This window comes from Paenibacillus rhizovicinus (assembly GCF_010365285.1).
Taxonomy (GTDB): domain Bacteria; phylum Bacillota; class Bacilli; order Paenibacillales; family Paenibacillaceae; genus Paenibacillus_Z; species Paenibacillus_Z rhizovicinus.
The window spans coordinates 241,184-266,941 of record NZ_CP048286.1 but is presented as its reverse complement, the minus strand read 5'-3'; the positions used below and the strand labels follow the sequence as shown (position 1 = coordinate 266,941).

At 52.1% G+C, this 25,758-nt stretch carries 26 protein-coding genes and 1 pseudogene; 23 read left to right on the top strand and 4 right to left on the bottom strand.

Annotated features, from left to right (window positions below):
- The first annotated feature begins 3 nt into the window (after nt 1-3).
- From GZH47_RS01115 to GZH47_RS01075, 9 genes and pseudogenes are all read left to right on the top strand, one after another.
- Entirely contained in the window at nt 4-1,305 is a 1,302-nt protein-coding gene (locus GZH47_RS01115) for a VTT domain-containing protein (protein WP_162638139.1), read from the top strand.
- 44 nt (nt 1,306-1,349) lie between these two features.
- Complete coding sequence (locus GZH47_RS01110) at nt 1,350-1,883, top strand: RNA polymerase sigma factor (protein WP_225446312.1); 534 nt, start codon at nt 1,350-1,352, stop codon at nt 1,881-1,883.
- A gap of 6 nt (nt 1,884-1,889) precedes the next feature.
- Nucleotides 1,890-2,375 (top strand): anti-sigma factor family protein, encoded by a 486-nt coding sequence (locus GZH47_RS01105; protein WP_162638137.1) that lies wholly within the window; start codon nt 1,890-1,892, stop codon nt 2,373-2,375.
- A 14-nt stretch (nt 2,376-2,389) separates the two neighbouring features.
- Nucleotides 2,390-3,226, top strand: a complete 837-nt coding sequence (locus GZH47_RS01100) for a hypothetical protein (protein ID WP_162638136.1) — start codon at nt 2,390-2,392, stop codon at nt 3,224-3,226.
- Nucleotides 3,227-3,363: 137 nt separating this feature from the next.
- Nucleotides 3,364-3,939 (top strand): dihydrofolate reductase family protein, encoded by a 576-nt coding sequence (locus GZH47_RS01095; RefSeq protein WP_162638135.1) that lies wholly within the window; start codon nt 3,364-3,366, stop codon nt 3,937-3,939.
- Between the two features lie 605 nt (nt 3,940-4,544).
- Nucleotides 4,545-6,023 (top strand): Lsa family ABC-F type ribosomal protection protein, encoded by a 1,479-nt coding sequence (locus tag GZH47_RS01090; protein ID WP_162638134.1) that lies wholly within the window; start codon nt 4,545-4,547, stop codon nt 6,021-6,023.
- 228 nt (nt 6,024-6,251) lie between these two features.
- Nucleotides 6,252-6,446: pseudogene (locus tag GZH47_RS33960) on the top strand (double zinc ribbon domain-containing protein); the annotation flags it as partial.
- A gap of 395 nt (nt 6,447-6,841) precedes the next feature.
- A complete protein-coding gene (locus tag GZH47_RS01080) occupies nt 6,842-7,297 on the top strand; it encodes a VOC family protein (protein WP_162638132.1) in 456 nt (151 codons plus the stop codon).
- A 35-nt stretch (nt 7,298-7,332) separates the two neighbouring features.
- Nucleotides 7,333-7,917, top strand: a complete 585-nt coding sequence (locus GZH47_RS01075; protein WP_162638131.1) for a YdeI/OmpD-associated family protein — start codon at nt 7,333-7,335, stop codon at nt 7,915-7,917.
- 116 nt (nt 7,918-8,033) lie between these two features.
- Here GZH47_RS01075 and GZH47_RS01070 read toward each other — a convergent pair whose 3' ends face one another.
- Complete coding sequence (locus GZH47_RS01070; protein ID WP_162638130.1) at nt 8,034-9,221, bottom strand: MFS transporter; 1,188 nt, start codon at nt 9,219-9,221, stop codon at nt 8,034-8,036.
- 117 nt (nt 9,222-9,338) lie between these two features.
- Here GZH47_RS01070 and GZH47_RS01065 point away from each other — a divergent pair, with 117 nt between their 5' ends.
- From GZH47_RS01065 to GZH47_RS01025, 9 genes are all read left to right on the top strand, one after another.
- A complete protein-coding gene (locus tag GZH47_RS01065; RefSeq protein ID WP_162638129.1) occupies nt 9,339-10,229 on the top strand; it encodes a LysR family transcriptional regulator in 891 nt (296 codons plus the stop codon).
- 200 nt (nt 10,230-10,429) lie between these two features.
- Nucleotides 10,430-11,140 (top strand): N-acetylmuramoyl-L-alanine amidase family protein, encoded by a 711-nt coding sequence (locus GZH47_RS01060; protein ID WP_162638128.1) that lies wholly within the window; start codon nt 10,430-10,432, stop codon nt 11,138-11,140.
- 154 nt (nt 11,141-11,294) lie between these two features.
- Nucleotides 11,295-11,993, top strand: a complete 699-nt coding sequence (locus GZH47_RS01055) for a response regulator transcription factor (RefSeq protein WP_162638127.1) — start codon at nt 11,295-11,297, stop codon at nt 11,991-11,993.
- Between the two features lie 4 nt (nt 11,994-11,997).
- Nucleotides 11,998-13,464 carry a sensor histidine kinase gene (locus tag GZH47_RS01050; RefSeq protein ID WP_162638126.1) on the top strand — a complete coding sequence of 489 codons (1,467 nt, stop codon included), beginning with the start codon at nt 11,998-12,000 and terminating at the stop codon, nt 13,462-13,464.
- Nucleotides 13,461-14,612: a WD40 repeat domain-containing protein gene (locus tag GZH47_RS01045; protein ID WP_162638125.1), complete on the top strand. Its 1,152-nt coding sequence runs from the start codon at nt 13,461-13,463 to the stop codon at nt 14,610-14,612. Before GZH47_RS01050 ends, GZH47_RS01045 begins: the two co-directional genes overlap by 4 nt.
- Before the next feature lie 222 nt (nt 14,613-14,834).
- On the top strand, nt 14,835-16,325 hold the full coding sequence (locus tag GZH47_RS01040) for an ABC transporter substrate-binding protein (protein ID WP_162638124.1): 1,491 nt from the start codon (nt 14,835-14,837) through the stop codon (nt 16,323-16,325).
- A complete protein-coding gene (locus GZH47_RS01035) occupies nt 16,318-17,199 on the top strand; it encodes a carbohydrate ABC transporter permease (RefSeq protein WP_162638123.1) in 882 nt (293 codons plus the stop codon). The genes GZH47_RS01040 and GZH47_RS01035 overlap by 8 nt, the downstream gene beginning before the upstream one ends.
- Nucleotides 17,200-17,213: 14 nt before the next feature.
- Entirely contained in the window at nt 17,214-18,092 is an 879-nt protein-coding gene (locus GZH47_RS01030; protein ID WP_162638122.1) for a carbohydrate ABC transporter permease, read from the top strand.
- Between the two features lie 15 nt (nt 18,093-18,107).
- On the top strand, nt 18,108-19,250 hold the full coding sequence (locus tag GZH47_RS01025) for an efflux RND transporter periplasmic adaptor subunit (protein WP_162638121.1): 1,143 nt from the start codon (nt 18,108-18,110) through the stop codon (nt 19,248-19,250).
- A 204-nt stretch (nt 19,251-19,454) separates the two neighbouring features.
- Here the strand turns inward: GZH47_RS01025 and GZH47_RS01020 are convergent, their stop codons facing one another.
- Entirely contained in the window at nt 19,455-21,149 is a 1,695-nt protein-coding gene (locus GZH47_RS01020; protein WP_162638120.1) for a M3 family oligoendopeptidase, read from the bottom strand.
- A 301-nt stretch (nt 21,150-21,450) separates the two neighbouring features.
- Between GZH47_RS01020 and GZH47_RS01015 the strand changes: the two genes are divergently transcribed.
- From GZH47_RS01015 to GZH47_RS01000, 4 genes are all read left to right on the top strand, one after another.
- Nucleotides 21,451-22,332 (top strand): phosphotransferase family protein, encoded by an 882-nt coding sequence (locus tag GZH47_RS01015; protein WP_162638119.1) that lies wholly within the window; start codon nt 21,451-21,453, stop codon nt 22,330-22,332.
- 47 nt (nt 22,333-22,379) lie between these two features.
- Nucleotides 22,380-22,754 carry a chromosome partitioning protein ParB gene (locus tag GZH47_RS01010; RefSeq protein ID WP_162638118.1) on the top strand — a complete coding sequence of 125 codons (375 nt, stop codon included), beginning with the start codon at nt 22,380-22,382 and terminating at the stop codon, nt 22,752-22,754.
- A 143-nt stretch (nt 22,755-22,897) separates the two neighbouring features.
- On the top strand, nt 22,898-23,326 hold the full coding sequence (locus tag GZH47_RS01005; RefSeq protein ID WP_162638117.1) for an ankyrin repeat domain-containing protein: 429 nt from the start codon (nt 22,898-22,900) through the stop codon (nt 23,324-23,326).
- A 48-nt stretch (nt 23,327-23,374) separates the two neighbouring features.
- On the top strand, nt 23,375-24,229 hold the full coding sequence (locus GZH47_RS01000; protein WP_162638116.1) for a nucleotidyltransferase family protein: 855 nt from the start codon (nt 23,375-23,377) through the stop codon (nt 24,227-24,229).
- Nucleotides 24,230-24,302: 73 nt separating this feature from the next.
- On the opposite strand, the gene GZH47_RS00995 is transcribed toward GZH47_RS01000, so the two are convergent.
- Both GZH47_RS00995 and GZH47_RS00990 read right to left on the bottom strand, forming a co-directional pair.
- Nucleotides 24,303-24,734, bottom strand: a complete 432-nt coding sequence (locus GZH47_RS00995) for a hypothetical protein (RefSeq protein ID WP_162638115.1) — start codon at nt 24,732-24,734, stop codon at nt 24,303-24,305.
- Nucleotides 24,731-24,937 (bottom strand): helix-turn-helix transcriptional regulator, encoded by a 207-nt coding sequence (locus GZH47_RS00990; protein WP_162638114.1) that lies wholly within the window; start codon nt 24,935-24,937, stop codon nt 24,731-24,733. Before GZH47_RS00990 ends, GZH47_RS00995 begins: the two co-directional genes overlap by 4 nt.
- A 218-nt stretch (nt 24,938-25,155) precedes the next feature.
- On the opposite strand from GZH47_RS00990, the gene GZH47_RS00985 reads away from it, so the two are divergent.
- Entirely contained in the window at nt 25,156-25,563 is a 408-nt protein-coding gene (locus GZH47_RS00985) for a hypothetical protein (RefSeq protein ID WP_162638113.1), read from the top strand.
- The last annotated feature ends 195 nt before the right edge of the window (nt 25,564-25,758 follow it).

The following is a 25,758-nucleotide window of genomic DNA, read 5'->3' as shown; positions in this document are numbered from 1 at the left end:
TCTATGTGGGATTGGACGACATGGCTCGAACAGTATGGATACGGACTCATTAGTTTGGCTGTATTCCTTGAAATACTCGCTTTACCTCTTCCTGGCGATATGATGTTGAGTTATACCGGACTCTATGTGTATGAGGGAAAAATGAACTGGATCATTAGTATCCTATCAGCGGGTGCTGGCGCAGCAGCCAGCATCTCGCTGTCTTATTGGATCGGATATCGTCTGGGCAAACCGTTCATCGTTAAGTATGGCCATCGCATCCACTTGGGTGAAGAACAGATGTCACGGATAACGGTCTGGTTCGAGAAATACGGTGCAAAGTTATTGTTCATCGCTTATTTCATTCCGGGATTAAAGCATATTACCGGTTATTTCTGTGGAGTAACAAGAATGCCGTTTCGCCGCTATGCCGTCTTTGCTTATACCGGCGGGTTATTCTGGGTCAGTTTATTTATCTCGCTCGGCCGCGTGTTAGGACCGAAATGGGAAGCCTATCATTCAACGGTTAATCGTTATATGATAATCTTTGGAATTGGCTCAGCATTGTTGGCGCTGACATTTTATTTTTATCGGAAATATAAACGACGCGTGCTGGCTTCATTAATGGATTTGCTGATGAAAGGAATTCGTCATTTCAATTCGCTTGGCAAAGTTCGTTTCCTGGTGCTGGCTTCATTCGCGTTATTGGCGCTGTTCGTCTCGTTGATGCTGGGGATGATTCAGGATTTCCTTGCGCATGAATTTAGCCAATTCGATGAAGTGACCTCTTATATCGTCCTCGCGGTATTCGGTTCGGAGTGGCAAGATCAAATGCGGCTCTTCGCTCAGCTGGGAACCATTTACCTCTACGGACCGCTTATCGTACTGACATCCGTTTGGATTATGCTCAGAGGTCGAAACAAGCGCTTAGAGTTATTATTTCTGCTGTGGGTCGTGCTTGGCGGGGAAGTGCTTGATGACGGATTGCGCATGCTCTTTCACCGTCCTGGGCCGGTGGCGTCCGGAATCCAGCTCATCAATACATTTCCTAGTAAAGAGACCCTTACTTCCATCACGGTTTGCGGTTTCTCCGCTTTCTTATTGCTAAGGCATTATTCCCAGAGCTTGATCCGGATTGTTGTCTTCCTATTTGTAATTCTTGTGTGCTTGCTGGTCGGTATTAGCCGTATCTACTATAACGTGCAGTTTCCAAGCGACGTAGCGGCCGGATACGTTTTCGGCGGCGTATGGGTAACTATGAACGTCATTCTGCTTGAAGTACTGAGGAAGCTTCAAGATAATGATGCAACGATCGTAGCGAATTGACGTGAATTCTCCTGGTTCCGTTCCGGTAGGAGTTGAGTAAGCGAGTGGTGGATGAGGAACTGAAGCATATCATTCATCGGGCCAAACATGGCGATCGGGAAGCTTTTGCGAATCTAGTCCAACGTTTTAAAGGCCATGTTTATCGATATGCGGCGGGGATGCTGGGCGATCGAATGGATGCAGAAGACGTCTCGCAAGAGACATTTATTAAAGCGTATTATTCCTTATCAAGCTTGGATAACGAGTATGCCTTTTCTTCTTGGATCCTGCGAATTGCGGGCAATCTCTGCAAAGACAGATTAAAGAAACGCGCCAATACGCCCATGCAAGACATGGATGAAGAACAGAACGAACGGATAGCGGACCGGCATGCAGCGGATCCGTTGGAGAAGCTGTCCATGGAAGAAGGGCTTGGCAGACTCTCGGTGGGTCACCGGGAAGTTCTATTGTTGCATGAGATCCAAGGCTATAATTATGAAGAAATCGCGGAAATGATCGGCGTTCCTCTTGGGACGGTGAAGTCAAGGCTGTTTGCGGCCAGGATGAACTTACGGAATGAATTAAGAAGGGAGGACTGACTGGGAATGACCAAACATCCGGAGGAACAATTGTCGGCCTACCTCGATGACGAGCTGACGCAAGATGAAAGAAAGGAAATCGAAGCGCATCTGGAGACGTGCGAGTCCTGTCAGGAGCTGCTGGAAGCAATGGCGGTCAACAACGATGACCTCGTGCAGACTTTCAGCCTGATCGAAGCGCCTATGGATCTCGAAGTACGGGTCATGCAATCCATCGCATCGGAAGAAGGACGACAATTCGCGGGCAACGGGCGGATCTTGGCGCTTCTATTGGGTTTGTTGACACTGGGTCTATTCTATCTGTTAACGGGAGCGATTATCGGTAAACTCATACATGGATGGTCTAAATTGGCGATCACGCTGATCTATGCAAGTTCGCATTTCATTCTCAGTGTACCCGCCTTAACCGGGGGAACGATTGTCCTCTCCTTATTCATCCTTGTGACCTCTTTCATTTCACTCAGACGGTTGCTTCAAACCTCAGCGAGTTGAAAGGGAGGATCGGATTGAGAAAACTAACCTTAACGTTTCGTTTCTTCCTGTTATTCTTGCTGTGCATGCTGCTTATTCCTAATCTGGCATCGGCGAAGAGTATATTCGAACATCAGAATACCACTGTACCTGCAGGCCAGAGCGTTGACGATGTGTATGTCGTCGGCGCCGATGCCGATATTCAAGGTCAAGTGCAGGGCATCGTTGTCGTCATTAACGGCAATCTGCATCTGAGCAGCACGGCCAAGATTACAGGTGTAATCGTCGTGATCGGAGGGAAGGTTGACCAAGATCCAGGCGCTGCTTTGGGGGACGATATCTATGACATTTCGCTGGATAACGCTACGCAAAACAGTTTTCTGATCGGCGGCGGGCTGGTGATGAGCCTGTGGGTGCTGCAGCTGGCCGGAAACTTGCTTATGGTTCTTGTGCCCGTCCTGGTCAGGGTCCTCGGCAAGAAAAAAATAATCGCCTTTACCGACCGATATCAACAAGAATCCTTAGGCAGGCTCTTATATGCCGGTTTTCTAAGCGGCTTGGTTTTGGCGGCGTTGAGCGCATTGCTGCTCGTAACCGTGATCGGCATTCCGATTCTCGCTCTGATTGTACTGGCGCTGCTCGTCGCATTGGCTATGGGCATAACCGTTATCAGTTATCGGATCGGCGATAGGATCAAAGGTTCTGAACGCATGCCGGATTGGTTGAAAGTGCTTATCGGCGCCGGCATTTTGACTGCATTTTCGAGTATCCCTCTGATTGGGTGGCTGCTATTGTTCGTCACCGGATTAGTCTCTTTGGGCATATGCACCCAGTGGATTGCGGGGAAGCGCAAGCACAGTAAGAAGGACTAAATTGTGCGAGTTCGAGTTGATTAATTGTTGACCCTTACGTAACGTAATGATATATAGTGAACTTAAGGGCAGGACGAACACGGGCTCGCTTCCAATAAGTTAATCCATTACATTTCGAAACCGAAGGAGAGGCAAACATGAGAAAACTCGTATTATTCATGCATGTGTCGCTGGACGGGTATGCATCGGATTCAAACGGAGGTCTGGGTTGGATTCCGTATAACGAGGAATTAGAGAAATACGCCGCGGAGGTCGTAGCCGAAGTCGGCATTCCCGTATATGGACGCACGACGTACCGGATGATGGAGAGCTACTGGCCGACCATGCTGGATGATCCGGATGCATCGAAACACGAAACGGAGCATGCCAAATGGCTGCAAGATGTTAAGAAGGTCGTCATTTCCGGCTCGATGGACAAGGCCGAATGGAACAATACGCAGCTGATCAAGGACAATATCGCCGAGGAAATCAAAACGCTCAAAGCGCAGCCCGGCAAAAATCTCGTGATCTTCGGCAGTCCGGGCGCGGCGAAAACGCTGCTCGAGCTTGGCCTGATCGACGAGTTCTTGCTGACGATTTGCCCGGTCATCCTTGGCGACGGGAAATCGGTATTCCACGGCGACGGCAACGGCGAGAAAACCAAGCTCAAGCTGCTGTCCAGCCGAACGCTCGATTCCGGCATTATCGCAGCCCGCTACGAGTTGGAGAAATAACCGTTCCGTACAGCCGGATAGAAGCGATCGGCAGTTGGAAGCTGGAAGCTGGTAAAGCAGTAACGGATCCGGGCATTTCGGAGAAATAAGAAACAGGTCAGCCAGAAAACGGCTGGCCTGTTTCCGTTTACCAAAGTTTAACGATTGAAGCCAAAGTCGATACCGGCGCGACAAGCTAATCAAGCTTGCTCCCGTAAAGCCTATGCCTGCCGCGGCATGGGCTTTTTCTTATGTGCGCTTTCTCTTGCGTGCAATTTATGATGCGATGTATTGGCTTGGAAAGCGTCGACCACTTTCGGCAAATGGTTTCGTGCCAAGTAGACCGGTTTTAACAACATGGATCATTAAACCAGATTGAAATCAATCATCGTCTGTGTTAAAGTGGATTTTAATTTTCATGTGGTTGTATCGTTTACCACCGGGGGCATGCATCAAGCTTGTTTATTGAGGAGGGTTAACATGAGCACAGACACGGTCATTACGCATGATTTGCTCCGTATAAGTCGTTAGTATCCATTGCGCTTATACGGAGTAACCGAAGAGAGATGGGTACGAACCGACTTTTTATACAGAAGGAACTGCGTTATAAAAAGGAGGAACCTGCCATGTCCATGATTCACGTACAAAACCTGACGTTTTCATATCCGAGCAGCTTCGACGCTATTTTTGAAGATGTCAGCTTTCAAATCGATACGGATTGGAAGCTTGGGTTTATTGGCCGCAACGGTCGAGGCAAGACAACGTTTTTCAATCTGTTATTAGGGAAATACGAATACGGCGGAACGATTATTTCTTCGGTAGCCTTTAATTATTTTCCGTATCCGGTCTCGGATAAAAGCAGATTCACGCATGAAATATTGGAAGAGATCTGTCCTCAGGCAGAGGATTGGGAATTACTGCGGGAAATCTCGTATTTGGACGTCGATGCCGAACGGATGTACCGGCCATTCGAAACCTTATCCAATGGCGAACAAACGAAGGTTTTGCTTGCTGCGCTTTTTCTGAACGAAGGGCAATTTTTATTGATCGATGAGCCGACCAACCACCTGGATAACCATGCTCGAAAGATCGTTTCTAATTATTTGCGCAAGAAAAAAGGATTTATCCTGATTTCGCATGACAGAAACTTTTTGGATGGCTGCGTTGACCACATCTTGTCGATAAACAGAGCCAATATCGAAGTTCAAAACGGTAATTATTCGTCTTGGAAGTTGAATTTCGATCGGCAGCAGGAACATGAGGAGAAAACAAACGAGCGTCTGCAAAAAGACATCGGAAGGCTGCAGCAATCCTCGAAACGTTCGGCCAATTGGTCCAATCAAGTAGAGGCTTCCAAAATCGGCACCACGAATTCCGGTTCCAAATTGGACAAAGGGTACGTAGGACATAAAGCCGCCAAAATGATGAAACGCGCAAAGAACCTGGAATCCAGGCAAAATAAAGCGATCGAAGAAAAGTCAACGTTGTTAAAGAACGTTGAAAAATCGGAATCCTTACAATTGGAGCCGCTCGCGTACAAGTCCAAAGAGCTCGTTCGGTTAACGGATGTGTCCGTGAGGTATGACGGGGATTTCGTTCATGCGCCAATAAGTTTTAAAGTCGAAGCAGGAGACCGAGTCGTCCTTGACGGGAAGAACGGCAGCGGCAAAAGCAGTATTTTAAAACTAATCCTAGGGATGCCCATCCCGCATACAGGAACGTTGAACGTGAGTTCGGGCCTTGTCATTTCTTATGTACAACAGGATACGTCTCATTTGAAGGGCAAGCTGTCCGACTTCATCGAAGAACATCGGATTGACGAACCGATCTTTAAATCCATCCTGCGCAAAATGGATTTCGACCGGATCCAGTTCGAAAAAGATATCTCCCACTACTCCGGCGGGCAAAAGAAGAAGCTGCTGATCGCGAAAAGCCTATGCGAGAAAGCCCATTTGTATATTTGGGATGAACCGCTAAACTTCATCGATGTTTATTCGCGCATGCAAATCGAAGCGCTTATTCAAACCTTCCAACCCACGATGATTTTCGTTGAGCATGACCAGACCTTCCAAGATGAAGTCGCTACGAAAAAGGTTACTTTGTAGGAACGCGTTGTATTGGAACGCGTTGTAGTTGCTTCGCCAAAGCGAGAACACGCGAGCTCCATTGAAACAATAAGACAGCTGCCGACACTGGATCGGCAGCTGTTTTTTTGATGAGGCGAATGAACGTAAAGGAAGGTTCATGCAACCTAAATCCTCTTTCATGCGTTTTAGCAATAACAGGAATTTACGAAACCAGTTCAGGTTTGTAAGGAAAGGCGGTTTTGTATAATGGCAGTGAAGATATGCGCCGATTGTGGGGAATCTAACGCCGAGGGCTCATCAATATGTATCGTTTGCGGCAGTTCGCTTAAAGATGCACGGCTGGAAGGCACTCCTGACGCTGCAAAAGATTATTCGGGAAACGCTGCCCCTTCAGCATGCCCGCACTGCAAGGAACGGTTGGCGCAAGGAGCATTGACATGCAGATATTGCGGCACCGTTGTAACGAAGACCGTAAAAGGTTCTCGCTATTACAGCGCTCCCGCTTCCCAGGCGGAAAGCGGAGGATCCACGCCCATGGAGACGTTTGGAAGAGGCTGCCTATGGCTGATTCTTGGAACATTAGGATTGCTGCTGATCGCTTTCCTTACCCGGAGTTCGATCAATATCCCGTGGTTCGTATTCATCCCGATCGTGATTCTCGTCTTCTGGATTGCTTCACAGAAAGGGAAATAAGCCGCGCGTTGCGAGGTCGGCAGGATAGTTCGAGCATTGCAAAGAATATATTTACGGTCGAATTGATTTTATTTGGAGCAAGGGATAGCAATCGTTATGATGTAGATCAGCTATTCAATATGCATACATAAGGAGATAAAACGATGGAGAATAACAAATTACTGCGAATGGACAACGTTGGCATCGTTGTAGAATCCCTTGAAGACGCGATTTCTTTCTTCGAGGAGATTGGCTTGAAGCTTGAAGGACGAGCTACCATCGAAGGTGAATGGGCTGGCCGCGTGACCGGATTGGGGAATCAATGCGTAGAGATCGCGATGATGGCTACCCCGGACGGCCATAGCCGGATTGAACTTTCGCGGTTTATCACCCCGTCTCCCATATCGGATCACCGATCGGCTCCGGTAAATGCCCTCGGTTATCTGCGCGTCATGTTCGCCGTTGAAGGCATCGACGATCTGGTATCGAGACTGATCACGAAGCATGGCGCTCAGCTCGTTGGCGAAGTGGCCCAGTACCAGAACTCGTACCGGCTATGCTACATTCGCGGAAATGACGGACTTCTGATCGGTTTGGCGGAACAACTCGCGAGGCAATAGAGCCGAGAAACGTGAACGGGCAGGAGGAATATCCAATGGTCAATAAATCCGCCGAACTACCGCTTCTATTCGTTGCCGACCAACCATCGTTCCAGGAATGGCTTGCGAATAATCACGACGCTTCACCAGGAATTCGGCTGCAGATCGCGAAGAAGAATACCGGCGTGGTTTCCGTATCCTACGACGAAGCACTCGAATGCGCCTTATGTTATGGATGGGTGGACAGCCAGAAAGAGAAATATGATGATCGGATGTGGGTTCAACGCTTTACGCCGCGCAGAGCCAAGAGCATCTGGTCGAAAGTGAACAAAGATAAAGCAGAGCTGTTGATCGCGAACGGAAGAATGAAACCATCCGGATTCGCAGCGATCGAAGCAGCCAAAACTAACGGACAATGGGATAAGGCTTATGAATCGCAAAGTATCGCAACTTTGCCCGACGATTTCGCGGCCGAGCTGGAGCGTAATAGCCAGGCGAAGGCATTTTATGAAACGTTGGACAGACAAAACAAGTATGCGATGCTCTTCAGAATTCAAAATGTCAAGAAGCCGGAGACAAGAGCGAAACGAATTCAACAGTTCGTCACCATGCTTGAGAAGGGCGAAAAAATCTATCCGTAATCCGTTGTCCATGGACGGAAGACGGCAAAAACGGCAGCCAATATAATGGCTGCCGTTTGCTATGACTGGGCGTCGCCAAACCGAAACCGATCCATGGATGCCCGGCTGCACGATCGTCATCCCTTTTCAAGCGATGGACGATTTGCGCGTGCGCCTTGGAGACGTCGCGATAACAGAAAGGCAAATACCAGGAACGCGACAACGACAAAACCGTACATCAAGCCGTAGCCGCCGATTCGGTAAAATAAGCTGCCGACGATCGGACTGAAGGCCATTCCCATGTAGCGGGAGAAATTATAGGCGCCAACGGCGGTCGCGCGGTTTCTCGTGAAAGCTCCCGTAAGGAGCGTCGTCTGCACGGGAAGGGAGAGGCCGAGGAATAGTCCGAAAGCGATAATTCCAACGAGCAGCCAAGCTAACGAAATCGAATAGAAGACGAGGAAAAACAATGCGGATACCGCATTCAGATACGTCGTCAGAACGACCACTTTCTCTCCGTCGATCCGCGCTTGGAGTTTACCGCCTAAAAAGCTGCCGACCACGATGCTAAGCGACATCGGCAGAAAGACGAGTCCTTTTTGCTCCGCGGATAAGCCGTAACGATCGCTTAATATATTCGGCAGGAAGACAAGGAAATCGTAAAACGCATAGTACTGGATAAAACCGAGATAAATGATGGACGAACCCATTCGATTCTGAAGAATCGTTGCGAAATCCCGCAATTGAAAGCGGCCTGTTTCCACGTTATCAGGTTTCGTTTCCTTCAAATAGAGGTAGTTGAATAGGAACACAAGCATCCCCGTTGCCGCCAGAGCGAGAAACACGGAGTGGAAATTGAACAATCCGCTGAGGAAGCCGCCGATGACCGGTCCGAGCACGGGCCCTAACATAACCAGCATTTGAAAGGTTCCCATCGCTTGGCCCCGTTCTTTTCCCTCGAACAAGTCGCTGATCACTGTAACGGCTACGACCGATCCCGAAGCGATTCCGATCGCCTGCAAGGCCCGGAAGAAGATCAGCAGCTCTATCGTACCGGAGAAATAGCACCCTACCGAAGCGATAACATACAGCGATATGCCGAACAGCATGATGCTGCGGCGTCCCTTCGAGTCGGTAAGCGGACCATAGATCATTTGCATGATGGCAAGAAACAAGGTAAACACGGAGATCGTCAAGTTAACGACGAACGAGGTAGAGTGGAGTTGACTGGCAACCTCGGGTAACACCGGCGTGTAAATGGTTTGCGTGAACGGTCCAAGAAATGCAGCGAACGCAACCAGATAAACAATGAATTTACGATTCATGGGGGTCAATCCTTTCTATGAAAGCTTGTTGTTATCGTACTTGAGATCTGTTATTTATTCCAACGCATTTCATGCTATAATCTCATTCATCAGAAGGAATGAATGGAGTGTGCGGAATTGGAACTGCTTCAACTGCGTTATTTTCTCGAAGTAGCTCGCTCGGAACACGTAACCGCAGCTGCTCGGAATCTGCACGTTACGCAATCGTCCTTAAGCAAAACGATTCAACGCCTGGAGGAAGATCTGGGCGTGCCGTTATTCGATCGGATAGGCAGGAAGCTTCAGTTAAACGAGTACGGAAGAAGATTTCTTCGACGGGCTCAAAGGGCGCTGTTCGAGCTGGAACAAGGTAAGCAGGAGCTTAGCGATTTATCCAGCCCCGATCATGGCACGCTTGAATTGGCCGTGACCAGCGCAAGCGTATTGCCCGATATTCTTCGGCAATATCGAAAGGATCGGCCCCATATACAATTTCATGTTCAAATGCTTACCATGAAGGAAATGATCATGCTGCTGGAGAGAGGCGCGGTTGATTATTGTTTGTCCTCGCCGCCCATTCAACGGGACGACATCGAATGTCAAATCATTTATAAGGATCCCATCCTCGTCGCCGTCCCCAACGGGCATCGGCTCGCGGCTCGAAGCAGCGTATCCTTGACCGAACTGAGAAACGAATGGTTTGTCGGGGTGAAGGTCGGCTATGGTACGCGCGATTTGATGGACGCCGTATGCAGATCGGTCGGATTCGAGCCTCATTACGTTTACGAGGGAGATGAACCGGCAAGGTTGAACAATCTGGTGGAAGCTGAAATCGGCATCGCCTTCATCCCCAGCACGGCAAGGCATGAACGGGCGCACATCCAATATCTCGAAATCGAGACTCGCGAAGCGGTGCGGGAAATCGCATTATTGTGGCACAAGAGCCGCTATTTTTCGCCGGCTGCGCTGGACTTTCGCAAAATCGTCGTCGAATACTTCGAGGCGAAAACAAGGCAAACCCGAAATTAAAGGCTCCAGTTGAAAGGCAATTCGAACGACAAATCGAAAGGCAGATCGCTCCATGGAACGGTCTGCCTTATTTGTTCGCGGCGATGGCGGCAAGGGGCGATTTGGAGACATTTTGTTGACATCTCGTAGACGCAGCCGTGACATTCCGCGGCTATGATGGTGTAGTACTTACTACGACTGCCATAGGCCGGGAGGACACCATGAACAAATCGGGAAGAGCAAGGCATATGGCCGGCTTTATCTTATCATGCTGCTTATTAATCGTGATTGCCTGCGCGCTGTTAGCGCAATACAACCGTCATCCGAGCGGTTCCGAGCCGCTCGCCGGCCATAACGCCGGGGCAGGCTCCGGCTCGGGTCTCTCGCCGGACAAGCCTTACAAGATCATGATCGATCCGGGCCACGGCGGCAAAGATCCGGGGTCGGAAGGCAGCGATGGCGCGTGGGAGAAGGATATCAATCTTGCTCTCGCACAGAAGTTGTACGATCTGTTGAAACAAGATCCGGCGTTCGAGCCCCGGCTTACGCGCGCCGACGATACCTTCGTCGAACTCGCGGACAGGGCTGCCATGGCCAACGATTGGCATGCGGATGTGCTTGTTTCGATTCACGGGAACGCGTTCGAAGACAAGTCCGTTGCCGGAACGGAAACCTATTACCGGTATGCAAACGGTCATCCGCTGGCGACGATCATCCATAATCAATTGCTCGGCGCGCTTGATTTTCAAGACCGGGGAGTGAAGGAAGAATCGCTTAAAGTGCTGTCGCTCAGTGCGATGCCGGCGATCTTGATCGAACCGGGCTATGTTACGAATCCCGCGGAGGAAGCCGTTATGCAGAGCGACGACGGACAATCGCGCGCGGCGCAGGCAATCGCTGACGGCCTGAAGCAATATTTCGCGGAACGTTGACGGGGCCGGAGGCCGTTAGCCGTCGCGGCCGTTGTATTCCGGACGGCGAACTATGCTACTATGAGCTAAAAGGCGATGCGCCAATCAAGCGAAACAGAACAAGCCATGCGAAACAGAACAAGCGATGCGGAACAGAACAAGATAGGAGCCAAACATGGACAGAACGAAAATTCTCATCATCGAAGACGAGGAAGCGATCGCCGATTTGCTGGCCTACGGCTTGGAGCGGGAAGGCTTCCTTGCGCGGACCGCTTCGAACGGCGCGGACGGCCTCCGGGAGCTGGAGCGGTTCCGGCCGGATCTGCTGCTGCTGGACTGGATGCTTCCGGACCAGAGCGGCTTGGAGATCTGCAAGAAGGTGACCGCGAACTATAATTTGCCGATCCTCATGATCACGGCAAGGTCCGATATCACGGATAAAATTCTCGGCCTCGAGTTCGGCGCCGACGACTATATTACGAAGCCGTTCGACCTTCGCGAGGTCGTCGCGCGAATCCGCACGATTCTAAGGCGGATCGCGCAGGCTAATCAGAACACGGAAGTCGAGGCCGGCGACAAGGTCATACGGTTACGGCATATCGCCGTCACGCCGGAAGAGCGGCTGGTCACGAAGGACGGCGAGCCTGTCGAGCTGACGCCGAAGGAATTCGATTTGCTCCTGAAGCTGCTGGGGCACCGGGGCAAGATTTTCACGCGGACGGAGCTTCTTGATAGCGTCTGGGGCTACGATTTCCCGGGCGACACGCGCACCGTCGATACGCATATCCAGCGTCTGCGCAAGAAGCTCGACGCGGGGGATCTGATCACGACCGTGTTCGGGATCGGCTACAAATGCGAGAAAAGGGCGGATTGACGGCATGTTCCGGACGATTCGGGGCAAATTCGTCGTCGGCTTCTTCGTGATATTCGGTCTGTCCTTCGTCGTGCTGAACGTCACCTTGAAGGAAGTCATCCGGACAAGCAACCAGAAGATCATCACCTCCGACCTGATCGGACTCAAGAACAACGGCAACGTCTACGTCCGTCAGGCGTTCCTGATTAATCATTTCACGAATAATAACCTGTACTTCGGGCAGATGGCCGAGGAGATGGTGGACGATCTGCACCGCGCCACCTCTAGCGAGGTCGCCGCGTATACGGTCGACGGCATCCTGTTGTACGCCTCGGACGAAGAGGCGTTCGCGGGGCGCGCCGCCGACGATCTGAAGCAGGCGTTGCTCGGCAAGACGGCGTATACGATCACGTACAAAGGCAGCACGGGATCCGTCTACTTCGCCTATCCGGTCGTCGTCGACGGCGTGAAGGTAGGCATCCTGCGCTACGCGGAGGACTTCTCTCCGTTGTACGCCCAGAGCGGACGCATCTTGAATGTCGTCTTCGAGGTCGCGCTGGCGATATTCGCGGCGGCCTTCCTGTTCTCGTATTTGCTGTCCCGGCATATCACGATTCCGCTGACCAAGCTGACGCGCGCATCCACGGAAGTCATCGGCGGCAACCTGAACGTTCGCAGCGGCATTCGGCGCAAGGACGAAATCGGGCGGCTGGCAGCCAACTTTAACGAGATGATCGGCCGGATCAGCAGTCAGATCGCCACGATCGGGCATGACCGCGACCGGCTGAAGCAGCTGAACGAGCAGGAGAAACGGTTCTTCGACAACGTAACGCATGAGCTGAAGACGCCGCTGACGTCGATCCTGGGCTACGCCGAGATGATTCGGGAGAACGGGACGAGCGATCCCGCGTTCTTCGATAAAGGCATGAACCATATCGTGGACGAAAGCAGGCGGCTGCACGGCATGGTGCTCAATCTGCTCGAGGTCTCGCGGCGCAAGGCCGACCAAGGGGAGCTCGAAATCGTCGAGGCCGGCGCCATTCTGCGCGATGTCTGCGACGCCATGGACATTCGGGCAAAACGCTATAAGAAGCGGATCGTCCTCGCCGCGGCGGACGGGCTATTCGTGCTCGGCCAAGGGGACAGGCTCCGGCAGCTCTTCATTAATCTGCTCGACAACGCGATCAAGTACAGTTCACCGCGATCTGAAATCGCGGTCTTGGCGGCAGCGGACCCGGCGGCGGGCATCGTGCGATTCGAATTCGCCAATCCGGGCGAAACGCTGCGTCCCGATGAGCTTGCTGCCGTATTCGAGCCCTTCTATTCGGGGGACCGCCGGTATAAGGAAGAAGGCAGCGTCGGGCTTGGGCTCAGCATCGTGAAATCGATCGTGGACGACCACGGCGGATCGATCCGCATCGATGCCGAAGCACAGCGGACGATCGTTCGCGTGGAATTGCCCAGCGAAGGAAGGGAGGCAGGCAGCGTATGAGAAAGAAGAAGTACGCCCCTTTGGCCGTATTAACGGCGATTTCCCTGCTCCTGCTAACATCGAGCTGTATGGGCAATCCCCGTTCGGAAACGATTATCATTCCTGCTGCGGATGAGGATCAAACGAACGAGGGCGATAATGCTCAGTCCTTCCAAGTGCAGACGATCTACCGATTGCCGGCATTGGCCGCGACGGACATTAGTCTGCTGGGATGGACGAGCAATGCCGACCTCGTCGGACTGGATGCGGAGAGCCGGGCATCGATGACGACCGGGCTTCGCCTGCAGCGGCTCGGCAAGCCTTACGAGCAATTCAAGCCGCTCGACAGCTTGATTCCCGGAGCCAATTGGTTCGGTTTATCGCCGAACGGGCGGCAAATCGCCTACATTGCGAAATCAACGACAGGCACCGCCTTGACGCTATTGTCGCTGACGGATGGGAAGGCGGTACAATCGGCCGCGCCGCCGAACTCGGAATGGCAGCTGCAGTCGAGAACGTTGAACTGGTCCGGCAACAGCCGGTTTCTCTCCTATCTCGTCTCCGGCGAGGACAGGACGGAGCAGCGAATCGTCGTTTGCGATTCGGCGGACGGGCAGGTGAAGCTGTACCCGCTGACGGGCCTGCAAGATTTCGGGGAAATCGTCAAGGTCGTGCTGTCGGACGACGGCAGCGGAGCATTGATCGAAACGGGGAAGACGGTCGCGTTTGCCAAGCGCAGCGGGAGCGGATATGCCGTTCAGTATGATCATCCTTCGGGAAACGGCGAGAGCGAATGGGTCAATGACAGTCAGTTCGCGTTCCTGGGCTTCGACGGCACGCTCTTTCAGTATGACAGCCGCAACGGGGAGCTATCCGTGCTGCTGGAGAAGGTCGACAGCTTCCGGTTGTCGCCGGACCGTAAGCTGATTGCTTATACGCTGAACGATCAGGATACGATCTTCGCGGGCAGGCTGCAAGGCAATAACGTCCTGTACAAGGGATCGGTCTATCAAGGCGTCTACCCGTTCCAAATGACGTGGAGCCCCGACGGCGGCGCGCTTCTCGTCGACGGGAGCAAACGGTACGCGCGGTCAGCGGCGCAAATCCAGCCTTCGTCCGAGGCGAAGCCCGCCGTGGATCTGCTTCCGTTCATTATTCAGTTTCGATAGCAATACCAGCACAACGTCTTGTCGGCGCGCGATTGCGCCGGTGAATTGTGCGCATATAGCGGCAAGTTGGACGGAATTTCGTCCGGCTTGCCTTTTTTGTTTGCGATTCGGAGACATTTTGTTTACAGGAGGTCGAAGTTTCCGAGACATCTCTCCGTTAAGCTGTGGATGAGCCTGTCATTGCGGGCGAAATCGATTCAGAACGCGAAGGAGATCAGAGAGATGATGAGATCATACGGCGGAAGCCTAATGGCGGGCTGTTTGCTTGCGTTCGCCTTGACGGCATGCGGCAGCGGAGACGGAACAAACGGAAAATCCTCGGCCAGTAATACGGCGTCCAGCAATGCGGCGGCCGGGAATACGAACGACGGGAAGGGCGGAGCGGACGGAAATACTGTTCCCGGGAACGACGCGCAAGGCGATTCCGCAGCGGGAAGCGACGATGCGGGTTCGGGCGGCGGCAAGAAGACGATCGCGTTCTCGACCTTCTGGCAAGACGACAAATTCGAGGAAGCGAAGAAGAAATACGAAGCGCTGCATCCCGATATCGAGATCAAGCTGGAGCATGCGGACTATTCGGATGCGACGCTGGAATCCGACATCGAGAAGTACGTGACATCGACGAACGCGGCGATGCTGGCGGGCAAAGGTCCCGACTTGCTCCAGTTGGACTTGCTGCCCGCCGACAATTACGTCAAGCATAAGCTGCTGGCGGATATGAGCCCGATGATGTCGGGGGATTCCGGCTTTCATAAGGACGACTATTTCGACAATATCCTGGACAATGTCCGGACGGGGCAATCGTTGTACGAAATGCCGCTCACCTTCTTCCTGATGGGCTTCGCGGGAGACGCGGACGCGATCGCGAAGTCCGGCGCGAAGTTCGACGATCTGAATTGGTCATGGAGTGATTTTACGAAGACGGCGGGGGAGATGGTTGCGAACGGGCCGCTTCCTTCCGCGCTGTCGTATCTTGGCCCCGAGTATTTGCTGGGCGAAATGGTGAGCGACAATTACAGCTTGTTCATGGATGCCGAAGCGCGCAAAGCGCATTTCGATTCGGCTTCGTTCACCGGACTCATGAAGCAGGTGAAAACCCTGTTCGACGATGGCGTCGTCTCCAAAATGGGCCGCGGCGTGAATGCGTATTTCCAAAGCGTCCAAATCAATTCGCCCAAAGATTATTTGGAATCGATGCAGGGCATCTCCCTCGGCGTGAAGCTGACCCATAAGGAGCTCGGCAACCATATGAAGCTGTATGCGAAGCCCCATGCCCAGGATAATGCTGCAGGCGGCTACTTCCAGACGTACCGGAGCGTAGCCATAGGCGCGAATTCCAAAGTGAAGCCGGAGGCTTGGGATTTCGTCGAGTTCTTGATGTCGGAGGAGATACAGTCGCCTTCGAACGCGACCGGTTTTCCGATCAACAAAGCGGCTTTCGCCAAGCAGATCCAGGACATGAAGGCACTAGGATCGTTCAAATCCATACCGGAAGGGCCGCTGCAGGGGAAGGACGTCAAGGTGGACGATGCGATGCTTGACGGTTTGAACGCATACGTGAACGGAGCGGTTCATCCGGTTGCCGCAACCAAATCCGACAAGGTATGGGAGATTGTCGTCGAGGAAGCCAAAGCTTTCTACGCCGGGCAGAAGTCCGCGGAGGATGTCGCGAACCTCGTTCAGAACAAAGTGACGACTTACCTCAATGAATAGGAGCGCGGCGTTTGCATGGCTGCGAAGGGACGGATTCCAAGCGCTTTGGTTTCTGCTTCCGAGTTCGGCCGGCTTCGCGCTCTTCTATTTCATTCCGTTCCTGCTCGGGATCTACGAATCGTTCACGGACGGCGCGCTGGGCGGGCGCTTCGTCGGCTTCGGGAATTACTTGGCGCTGCTGAGAAGCGAATCTTTTCGCAAGGCGGCGGCGAACACGATGATTTTCACAGGTATCGGCGTTCCGCTGTTGATCGCGTTGTCGCTGCTGCTCGCGCTGCTGTTGAACCGGCCGCTCTATGCGAGAGGCTGGCTTCGAACGTCGATCATGCTTCCGCTCGTCGTGCCCGTCGCTTCGGTCGTCCTGATCTGGCAGATTGTTTTCGACTGGAACGGGACGTTGAACGCGTGGATGCATCATTTCGGGATGGAACGAATCGATTGGCTGCAATCGAATTGGTCGATGAGTATCATCGTCGCCATGTTCATCTGGAAGAACATCGGCTATAACATGGTGTTGTTCCTGGCCGGTCTGCAATCGATCCCGAAGGATTACTATGAGACGGCTTCCATCGAGGGCGCGGGACGCTGGCGTCAATTTCGAACGATCACGATCGTATACTTAACGCCGACGATGTTCTTCGTGCTGCTCATCTCGATCGTCAACTCGTTCAAGGTGTTTCGCGAGACGTATTTGCTTGCCGGCGACTACCCGTTCGACCGTCTGTACATGTTGCAGCATTACATGAACAACATGTTCTTCGCGCTCGATGTGCAGAAGCTGACGGCTGCGGCATCGCTCATGGTCGGCTGCATCGTCCTGCTTGCCTTGGGACTGCTCCGCATCGAACGCCGATTCAGAGAAAACACGGAGTAAGGAGGAGAGCGAGTATGAATCGAACGCATCGACTGGCGCGGCTTGTGCTTTCTCTTCTGATTGGCGCGATTGCGGCGATCATGTTGATTCCGGTATTGCTGACGTTCACGAATTCATGGATGACCGAAGCGGAAATCGGCCGGAATTACGACCTGCTCGGACAAATGGTCGATACCGCGCATGGCGGCAAGGAGGCGTTCGTCAATTTGAAGCTGCTGCCCGATTGGTTTACATTCGAGCAGTACGCGCAAGTGCTCGTTCTAAGCCCGAAGTATCTGGGCATGTTCTGGCATTCGGTCATGCTAGTCGCGCCGATCGTTGCCGGTCAGGCGGCCGTCGCTTCGCTTGCGGCCTACGCGTTCGCCAAATTGCGCTTCTTCGGGCGCGACAAGCTGTTCGCAGTCTATCTGATGACGATGCTGATGCCGTTTCAGGTCACGCTCGTGCCGAACTATCTGGTGATCGACAAGCTCGGTTTGATGAATACGGCATCCGCAATCATTCTGCCAGGCATCTTCGGCGCCTTCGGCGTCTTCATGATGCGTCAGTTCATGGCGCATATTCCCATGGCTTATGTCGAAGCGGCCAAAATCGACGGCGCCGGACATTGGACGATCTTCGGGCGCATCGTTCTTCCGCTGGCGAAGCCGGGACTGGCCGCGTTGGCGGTCTTGCTGTTCATCGATTATTGGAACATGATCGAACAGCCGCTTATCTTCTTGCAGGATAAGGCGAAGCAGCCGTTGTCGCTGTATTTGGCGCAGATCAACGCGTCGGCCCGGGGCGTCGGATTCGCCGCCTCGGTGCTGTATATGGCCCCGACGGTGCTGCTCTTCCTATATGCGGAATCCTATTTCGTGGAAGGGATCCAACAGTCGGGCATCAAAGGATAATCAGGAGTGATTGCAATGGAGGAACGGACGTTCCAAGCCAGGAAAAAAAAGCTTCGCCTCGTCGCCGGTCTGTTCGTCGTCCTGCTCGCCGCGTTCGCGCTGGCGGGCAACACGCTGCGGTCGTTATCCTTGCCGAAGGTCTATACGGCGATGGCGGCAGAAGGGAAGGTGACGCATGATTTCGCAGGCACGGCAACGGTTCAGCCGGGGGAGACGAGAGCGCTCGCGAATCCGGCAGGATGGAAGGCGGCCGCCGTACGGGTCAAGCAAGGCGACCATGTGCACCGCGGCCAGACGCTGGTCGAATATGACGGCGGCGATGCATTGCAGCAGCTCGCGGATTCGAAAGCGGGCTTGAAGAAGCTCGAACTGTCGCTGAACCAGCTGCACGCCGATTACATTGCAGCGGCGAACGGAGGGGACGATAGCGCGAAGCTCGGCGCGGGCAGCGCGATCGAAACGGCGAAGCTGGATATCGCGACGCAGCAGCAGCACATAGCCAATTTGCAAAAGAATATCAACGAGAGCATTCGTCTAACCGCCCCGTTCGATGGTATCGTCACGCAGGTCCATGCATCGGCGGGGCTCCTTCCGGACGGGATGCCGGATGTCGTCTTGTCTGATTCGGCCAAGGGCTATCGGATACAACTGCTTGTTCCCGGCGGTACGGCCGACTTGCTCCATATCGGCGACACGCTGGACGGCATTACGCTCGACGAGCCGAACGGCAAGCCGATTGCGGGAACGATCTCGTCCATCGACGAGGAACTCGACTCCGGCAGTTCGAAGCTGTCAGCAGGCGATGATGCTTCGGCTGGAAACGCGGGACAGGCCGGAGCAAGTTTGGTTACGATGACGCTCAAGGACGATACGCTTCGCGGCGGCGAGCGGGTAAGCGTGAAACTAACCGCGTCCAAAGACGAGCAAGCGATCACCGTTCCGAACAAGGCCGTACATGTGGATGAACGCGGGGCTTACGTCTATACGCTGAGGGAGGACGACGGGCCGCTCGGCAATGCGTATTATGCGGTAGAGACGCCGATTCGAATCGTCGACGCCAACGATTACGTTACGGCCGTGAAGGAGTTGTTCGCGGATCAGGAGGTTATCGTTGACAGCACGGGCTACTTGATGGACGGCGTTCGCGTCCGAAGGTGACGAGATCGGCAGAGAAGCGGGAATGAATAACAGGATAATTACACGAACACCTATGAGTTAGAAGTCCCGCGGTTGCGGCTCTTTTATATTCCACGATACAACCATACAAAAAACCAGCATTAGTCCAGGACGTCACGGTCCTGGATTAATGCTGGTTGCAGGATTTGAATCTAGCTCACACTTGAACCTAGCTCACACTTCGTCTTACAGAGATTTGTCGTCCACGCCATCCAGCCACGCCTCGATGGTGCCGATGACGGAGGCGACGCAGCCGTCCTGGAATGGCGAGATCAGGCCGGCCGCGCTTGCGAGCTCCGTGAAGGAAAGGCTGCCGCCCAGACGGCATAGGCCCAAGTAATCGTTCCATGCGGCTTCGCGGTCTTCGCGGGACTTCTTCCAGAACTGAAACGCGCAAATCTGCGCCAGCGTGTAATCGATGTAGTAGAACGGCGAGTTGAAGATATGCCCCTGCTTGTGCCAGAAGGCGCCTGCCGCCAAATACGAGTTGTTCGCGTAATCGCGATGAGGGAGATATTGCTGCTCGATCTCGCGCCACGCTTGCTTCCGTTCGGTCGGCGTCGCTTCCGGTTTCGCGTACACGTAATGCTGAAATTCGTCCACCGTCACGCCGTAAGGAATGAAGATCAACGAACTGGCGAGGTGCTGGAACCGGTATTTGTCCGCGTCTTCCTTGAAGAACAGCTCCATCCAAGACCAAGTTAGAAACTCCATGCTCATGGAATGGATCTCGCAGGCTTCATAGGTAGGGAAAGCATATTCGGGCACCGCGTAGCCACGGCTCTCGTACACCTGGAACGCATGCCCCGCCTCGTGTGTCAGCACGTCGATATCGCCGGAGGTGCCGTTGAAGTTGGAGAAGATATACGGCGCTTGGTGCTCGCTGATATACGTGCAGTAACCGCCGCCTTGCTTGCCTTTCATGGCGACGAGGTTCATCAGCTCGTTCTCTTGCATGAACCGGAAGAAAGCGTCCGTCTCCGGCGACAGCTCGGCGTACATCTTCGCGCCTCCGGCTATGATCCAGTCCGGGTCGCCTTTCGGCGTCGCGTTGCCGGACAGGAAGGCGAGATTCTCGTCATAATAGAGCAGCTTGTCGACCCCGATACGGTTCCGTTGACGTTCCTTAAGATTCGTCGCCGCCGGCACGATATGGTCCCGTACCTGCTTGCGGAAGTTGGCGACCATGTCGGCGTCGTAGTCCGTCCGGCTCATGCGGGCGTAGCCGAGCTCGACGAAGTTGGCGAAACCGAGTTTCTTCGCGATCCGCGTGCGGACCTTGACCAAATCATCGTAGATGCGGTCAAGAGTCGCTTCATTCTCCGCCATGAAGCCGGAGGATGCTTCGGCTGCGCGTCTGCGCATATCGCGGTCGGTCGATTGCTGGAACGGACCGAGCTGCGCGAGCGTGCGCTCTTCGCCTTCGAACGGGATTTTCGCGGAAGCCATAAGCTTCGTGTATTCCGTCGTTAATTTATTCTCCTGCTGGAGATCCTCGATAACCTCCGGGCTAAACGTTTTCAAGGACAGCTCGGCGAGCCGGAACAGCTGCCGTCCCCACTTGGCTTCCAACTCCGGACGGAACTTAGAGCCGACCAGCGCCTGGTAATAATCCGTCACGAACTCCTGGACGACGGGGCTCTTCTCGTCGAAGAAGTCCTGCTCGGCTTTGTAAAATTCGTCGTTCGTATCGATGGAGTGGCGAATGCTCGCGATCGTCTGCATCGTGTCGAACTCGCTGCGGAGCTTGTTTACGTCTGCCATCGCGGAGTCCTGCTCCTCGAAGCTTCCAGCCGCGGCGAATACGCCAAGCAGCGCTTTGAATTTCACTTCGAATGCCTTCACGTCCGGTCTCTCGTATGTATATTCGCTAAATGTCATGTACCTTGCACCGCCTTCCGATTAGTAAGATGAAGCGCCAACGCCCAGGCTAGGCTGTTCGACCCGCTTATCGCATCCCATCCAGCAGACCCCTCGCCGAGCGGGCATTGGCACAACCTCATTCCATTATACTCCATTCCTGTAGCCAGGTTAACAAACAAACGCTGTACGGCCATTCGTATAGTTATATAGGCGAGCAGAAGAATTCCGCTCGGAAAAGGGGGTCAGGGTAAAAGGGAAGAATAGGTTAGAGGCAAGATTTTGGCTTTGATTCGGTTATCAGAGAACGAGGAGGCTTCCTTTGAGTGCTATTCTTAAGGTAATAGACAAGTTAAAGTTGAACGTCTCCAATATTGAAGATGTTCCAGAGTCGTTTAGCTCCGATGTATACAAACTCACGCTTGCCCGTGGAGAAAACGTTTTTGTGAAAATCCCATTCAACAAGGATAAGTTATTCCGTGAATTTCAGATGCTTGAAACATTGAAGGAGGTACTGCCTGTCCCTAATGTTTTGGACATTTGGTACGGAGACGAAGATACGACTGGAGCATTGCTTCTTTCGGCCATTCAAGGTATGCCTTGTACGGGGGCCATCGACGAGAAGCTCTCCTATCAAATTGGCATGTATCATGCGATGCTCCATGAGGTTGCGGCTCCCGGGTATGGTTACCATGTGACCGGTGGCTATAGATTGCTTGACCACAATGATTGGAGATTCTATATCCAACATAATTTCGCAAAGTGGAAAGAGCCAAGCTCAGAGATTCTCGACGCTAAATTGCATGAAAGATGCCTGCTTCGCTTTGAAGAACTTTTCTCTGCATTGCCGGATCCTGACGGGCCATGCATGGTTCACATGGATTTTAGACCAGGCAATATCTTAACGAATGGCAACGAGGTTGCCGGCATTATCGATTTCGAGAGTGCCCGCGGCGGATCGTCGGAAATTGATTTCACTAAAGTCAATCGATACATATGGGAAGCCGATCCGAGAACAAAGCAGCCGTTTATTGAAGGCTATCGATCGATTCGACCGATGTTGAATCTGGAAAACGTGCTGCCGTTCTATAATTTGTACGATGCATTCAGCGCAGTTGTCTGGTGTAAAAACAGAGGAATCGAGAAAAACCAAGCGTTCCTTCAGGAGAATCTTATAACCTTGAAAAATGCGGTGGGTAATTGAGCTGTTGTACAATGACATGGATGATTAAGTAAACGGAGGTGATTATCGTGGAAGAATTACTTTCAAACATGAAGCATAAACACGGAAGGATAATTGACGGAAGACGGCATTTCTGGGACGTGGAGAAACTGTGGGCGTTATCTAAGGACTTACCTGTGCATAAAATCCAGATTGATTCCATAAAGGAACTTGATCAAGATTGTTGGTTCGCGGATAGCAGGAGCCGACCAATTCCAACGATACGCAACGTTGCGTTTCATTGTCAGCGGATTATCCATGCCAACATGTCTTACCCCATATTGTTATGCTCGGATGGTCAATTAATCGATGGGGGACATAGAATCGCAAGAGCATTAATAGATGAGAAGAGTGAGATTGATGCGGTCTACATTACATTGCCGACAGCGGATGTGATTCAATAGACAATCATGAAACATAGTGGCACCACCGGAGGTCGGATACTGCGATGAGAATTCGGGATTGGGACCGCAATTTAAAACTTCGCTTAGGCGTTGAGTTTGCATTTAAAGTCGCCTATTGAAATTCTATATGGGGGGGAACTTATTTGAAGAATAACTGTCGTCACCATTTGGTTTGCAGCGCGGTTGCCAATGGAGATATTGAATATGTGAGTTTATCACTCTCAGGTGGAGCCGATCCGAATGCCATATGTGAAAACGGTCGACAATCCTTGCTAATTATAGCTGTAGAAAATGAACAGAACGAAATGATTCACTTGCTGCTCCTAAAAGGAGCGGATATAAACGCTAAAAGCTACGGGGGATGGACGCCTCTGCATGCAGCAGTAGATACTTCAATTGATGGAACAATTCAAACTGGTGGCAATCCTGGAGATGAGCCCACAGAGATAATTAGATATTTACTAGAGAATGGTGCGGATAGAAGCATATTGAATAATGATGGTCAAACCCCACTGGATATTGCAAAAGATTATAAATCAATGAAGATAATCGATTATTTGGAGACGAACTAAACCAGAGCTTGCAAGTAGATGTAGTGATGATTAAAAGGAGTGAGAATGATGAACGTGCCCAACACCATTGCGAATTGTGTAGACAGCTTAAAACAAGTGAGAGGGATAAGTGCTATCGTTCTTGGCGGTTCAAGAGCCAGGGGAACGGCAAGCCCGACCTCCGATATCGATATCGGCATCTATTACGATCCCGCAATCGGGCTGGACATTGCCGGGCTTCGCCGGGTTGCATCTGCCATTGATGACGAGCATCGCGATAACCTCGTAACGGAAATAGGCGGCTGGGGACCATGGATTAACGGCGGCGGCTGGTTGACGGTCGATCGCATGCCGGTCGATTTCTTATATCGGGATCTCAATCAAGTATCCCAAGTCATAGCAGACTGCGTCACGGGAACGATCACGATCGATTATCAGCCGGGCCATCCTCATGGATTCGTCAACGCGATTTATATGGCGGAGATCGCGTTGTGCAACGTGCTCTGGGACCCGACGGGCGTTGTCGGAGAGCTGAAAGGCAGAACCCGGCCATATCCGCCTGGTTTGCAGAAAGCAACCATAGGTAAATTTTTTTGGGAAGCAACCTTTGCGATCGATAACGGATATAAAGCAATTTACAAGAACGATTTGGCTTATGTCGCCGGATCATGTTTCAGGGCAGTCGCTTCCTTGAATCAGGCGTTGTTTGCAATGAACGAATCCTACCTGATGAATGAAAAAGGGGCTGCGGCCATTGCCGATTCCTTTCGCATCGTGCCTGAGCGATACTTCCAGAGAACCAATGCGATCTTCGCGAGCATCTCGGAGGATGAGGGGAATTTAAAGACTGCGATTCAAATGCTGCGCGAGCTTATTCAAGAAACAGACGCGCTCATACAATCCAAATCGTACTTGAACTCCTAAAGGGGAACGATAGTTAGCGTATTTACGAGCAGTTTGCCTCTGGCAGCTGCTTTTTTTGCTTTTATGCAGCTCCTTACATCTCTTTCACGTACTTAACGCGGCAATAAGCGCCATACCCGTGGATAAACAGATAGGAAGCAACCAAGATCCATAACGTTTCTTTGTCGATGTCCATCAAGGAAAAGGCTAAAATCAAGGCCCCGAACAATAAAATCGTCATGTCGTACGTTTTCGCTTTTGCCCGATTAGCGATTGCCAGATTACGCTCGTCTTTCTTGTCGATTTCCATCTTCTTGGCTGCGGCAGGATTACCCTTCATAAGGGATCGGGTGATGATGTCTCCCATGCCGTGCCCGAAAATACTGCAGCCAAGTCCGAAAGAGAGATAAGGCAACGTTCTCAATATACCGTGGGAATCTTCGATCGTTTTGATGAAGTACACTCCAACTGCCAATAGCGCAAAGCCCGCGACGGTAAGTAAATTAGGCGAAATGCGTCTCTTCATGCATGTTCATCCTCCTCATAAATAAAGATATCTTCGATACGCATATCGAAGAAGCGAGCGATCTTGAACGCCAGAAGGATGGAGGGGTTATAACGTCCGTTTTCCAGCGAACCGATCGTCTGCCTGGACACTTCTAGTGCCGCAGCTAATTCTTCTTGCTTAATTCCGCGTTGCTTGCGAATTTCTTCCAATCGGTTGTTCATGCGTTCATCCTCCACATGGAAAGCTAGCTTTCCGTGAGGTGAGTATATCATGAAGCGTAAATGATGTAAAGCACACTTTCCATTTTGTGAAAAGGACCTTCCCGTATCGTGAGGAGGCATACGAGATACAATCGGCGGCCTGTTCCGCTGGGCAGAATAACGCGCAACAAATGCATAGTATTCTGCGTATAGGATGCATCTGGAAATTGGAGGAAGGAGTGATTGCTATTCAACAAAAGACGCTCGTCGCTCTGGCGTTGACACTTACCGTTATTGGTTTCGTTGTCCTATGGATCTTGGAGGGCGGGAAAACGGTCAAGAGCTTCGAGGATAACATTGAAACGATACAGAATCACGAATTCATAGTGAACTGCTCGGACGAAGTCAACCGTGGCAAACATGGAAGCAACGACGATGTCGGTTACTTATGCAACATCAACGTAACGAACGAGACCAATCTTGCGGACGTCGACGGTAAGCAGCTTAGATTCGAGGATTTCGCTCTTGGGGATCCGATTCGGATTACGTTCGCTAAGGGTAAAAACATCTCCAAAAAGAATAGGGCATTCGACGCGTCCGAGGTCATCCGATTGCAAACGACTAGTCCCTTACCCGATCGAAAGTGACTTATTTCATAAGCCGTACGCCTGGGCAAAGTATTTGATCTTAGATCAGATGCTTTTTTTTGTTTCGTGTGCCCAGAGGCACGCATCTTCTAGCCGATGAAAGTCCGGTCGCGGGAGCTTCTCGACAAGACAAGATCCAAGCAAGGATTCACGTACGAATTTCATAGACATCGGCTTGGATAATATGTAAATTTA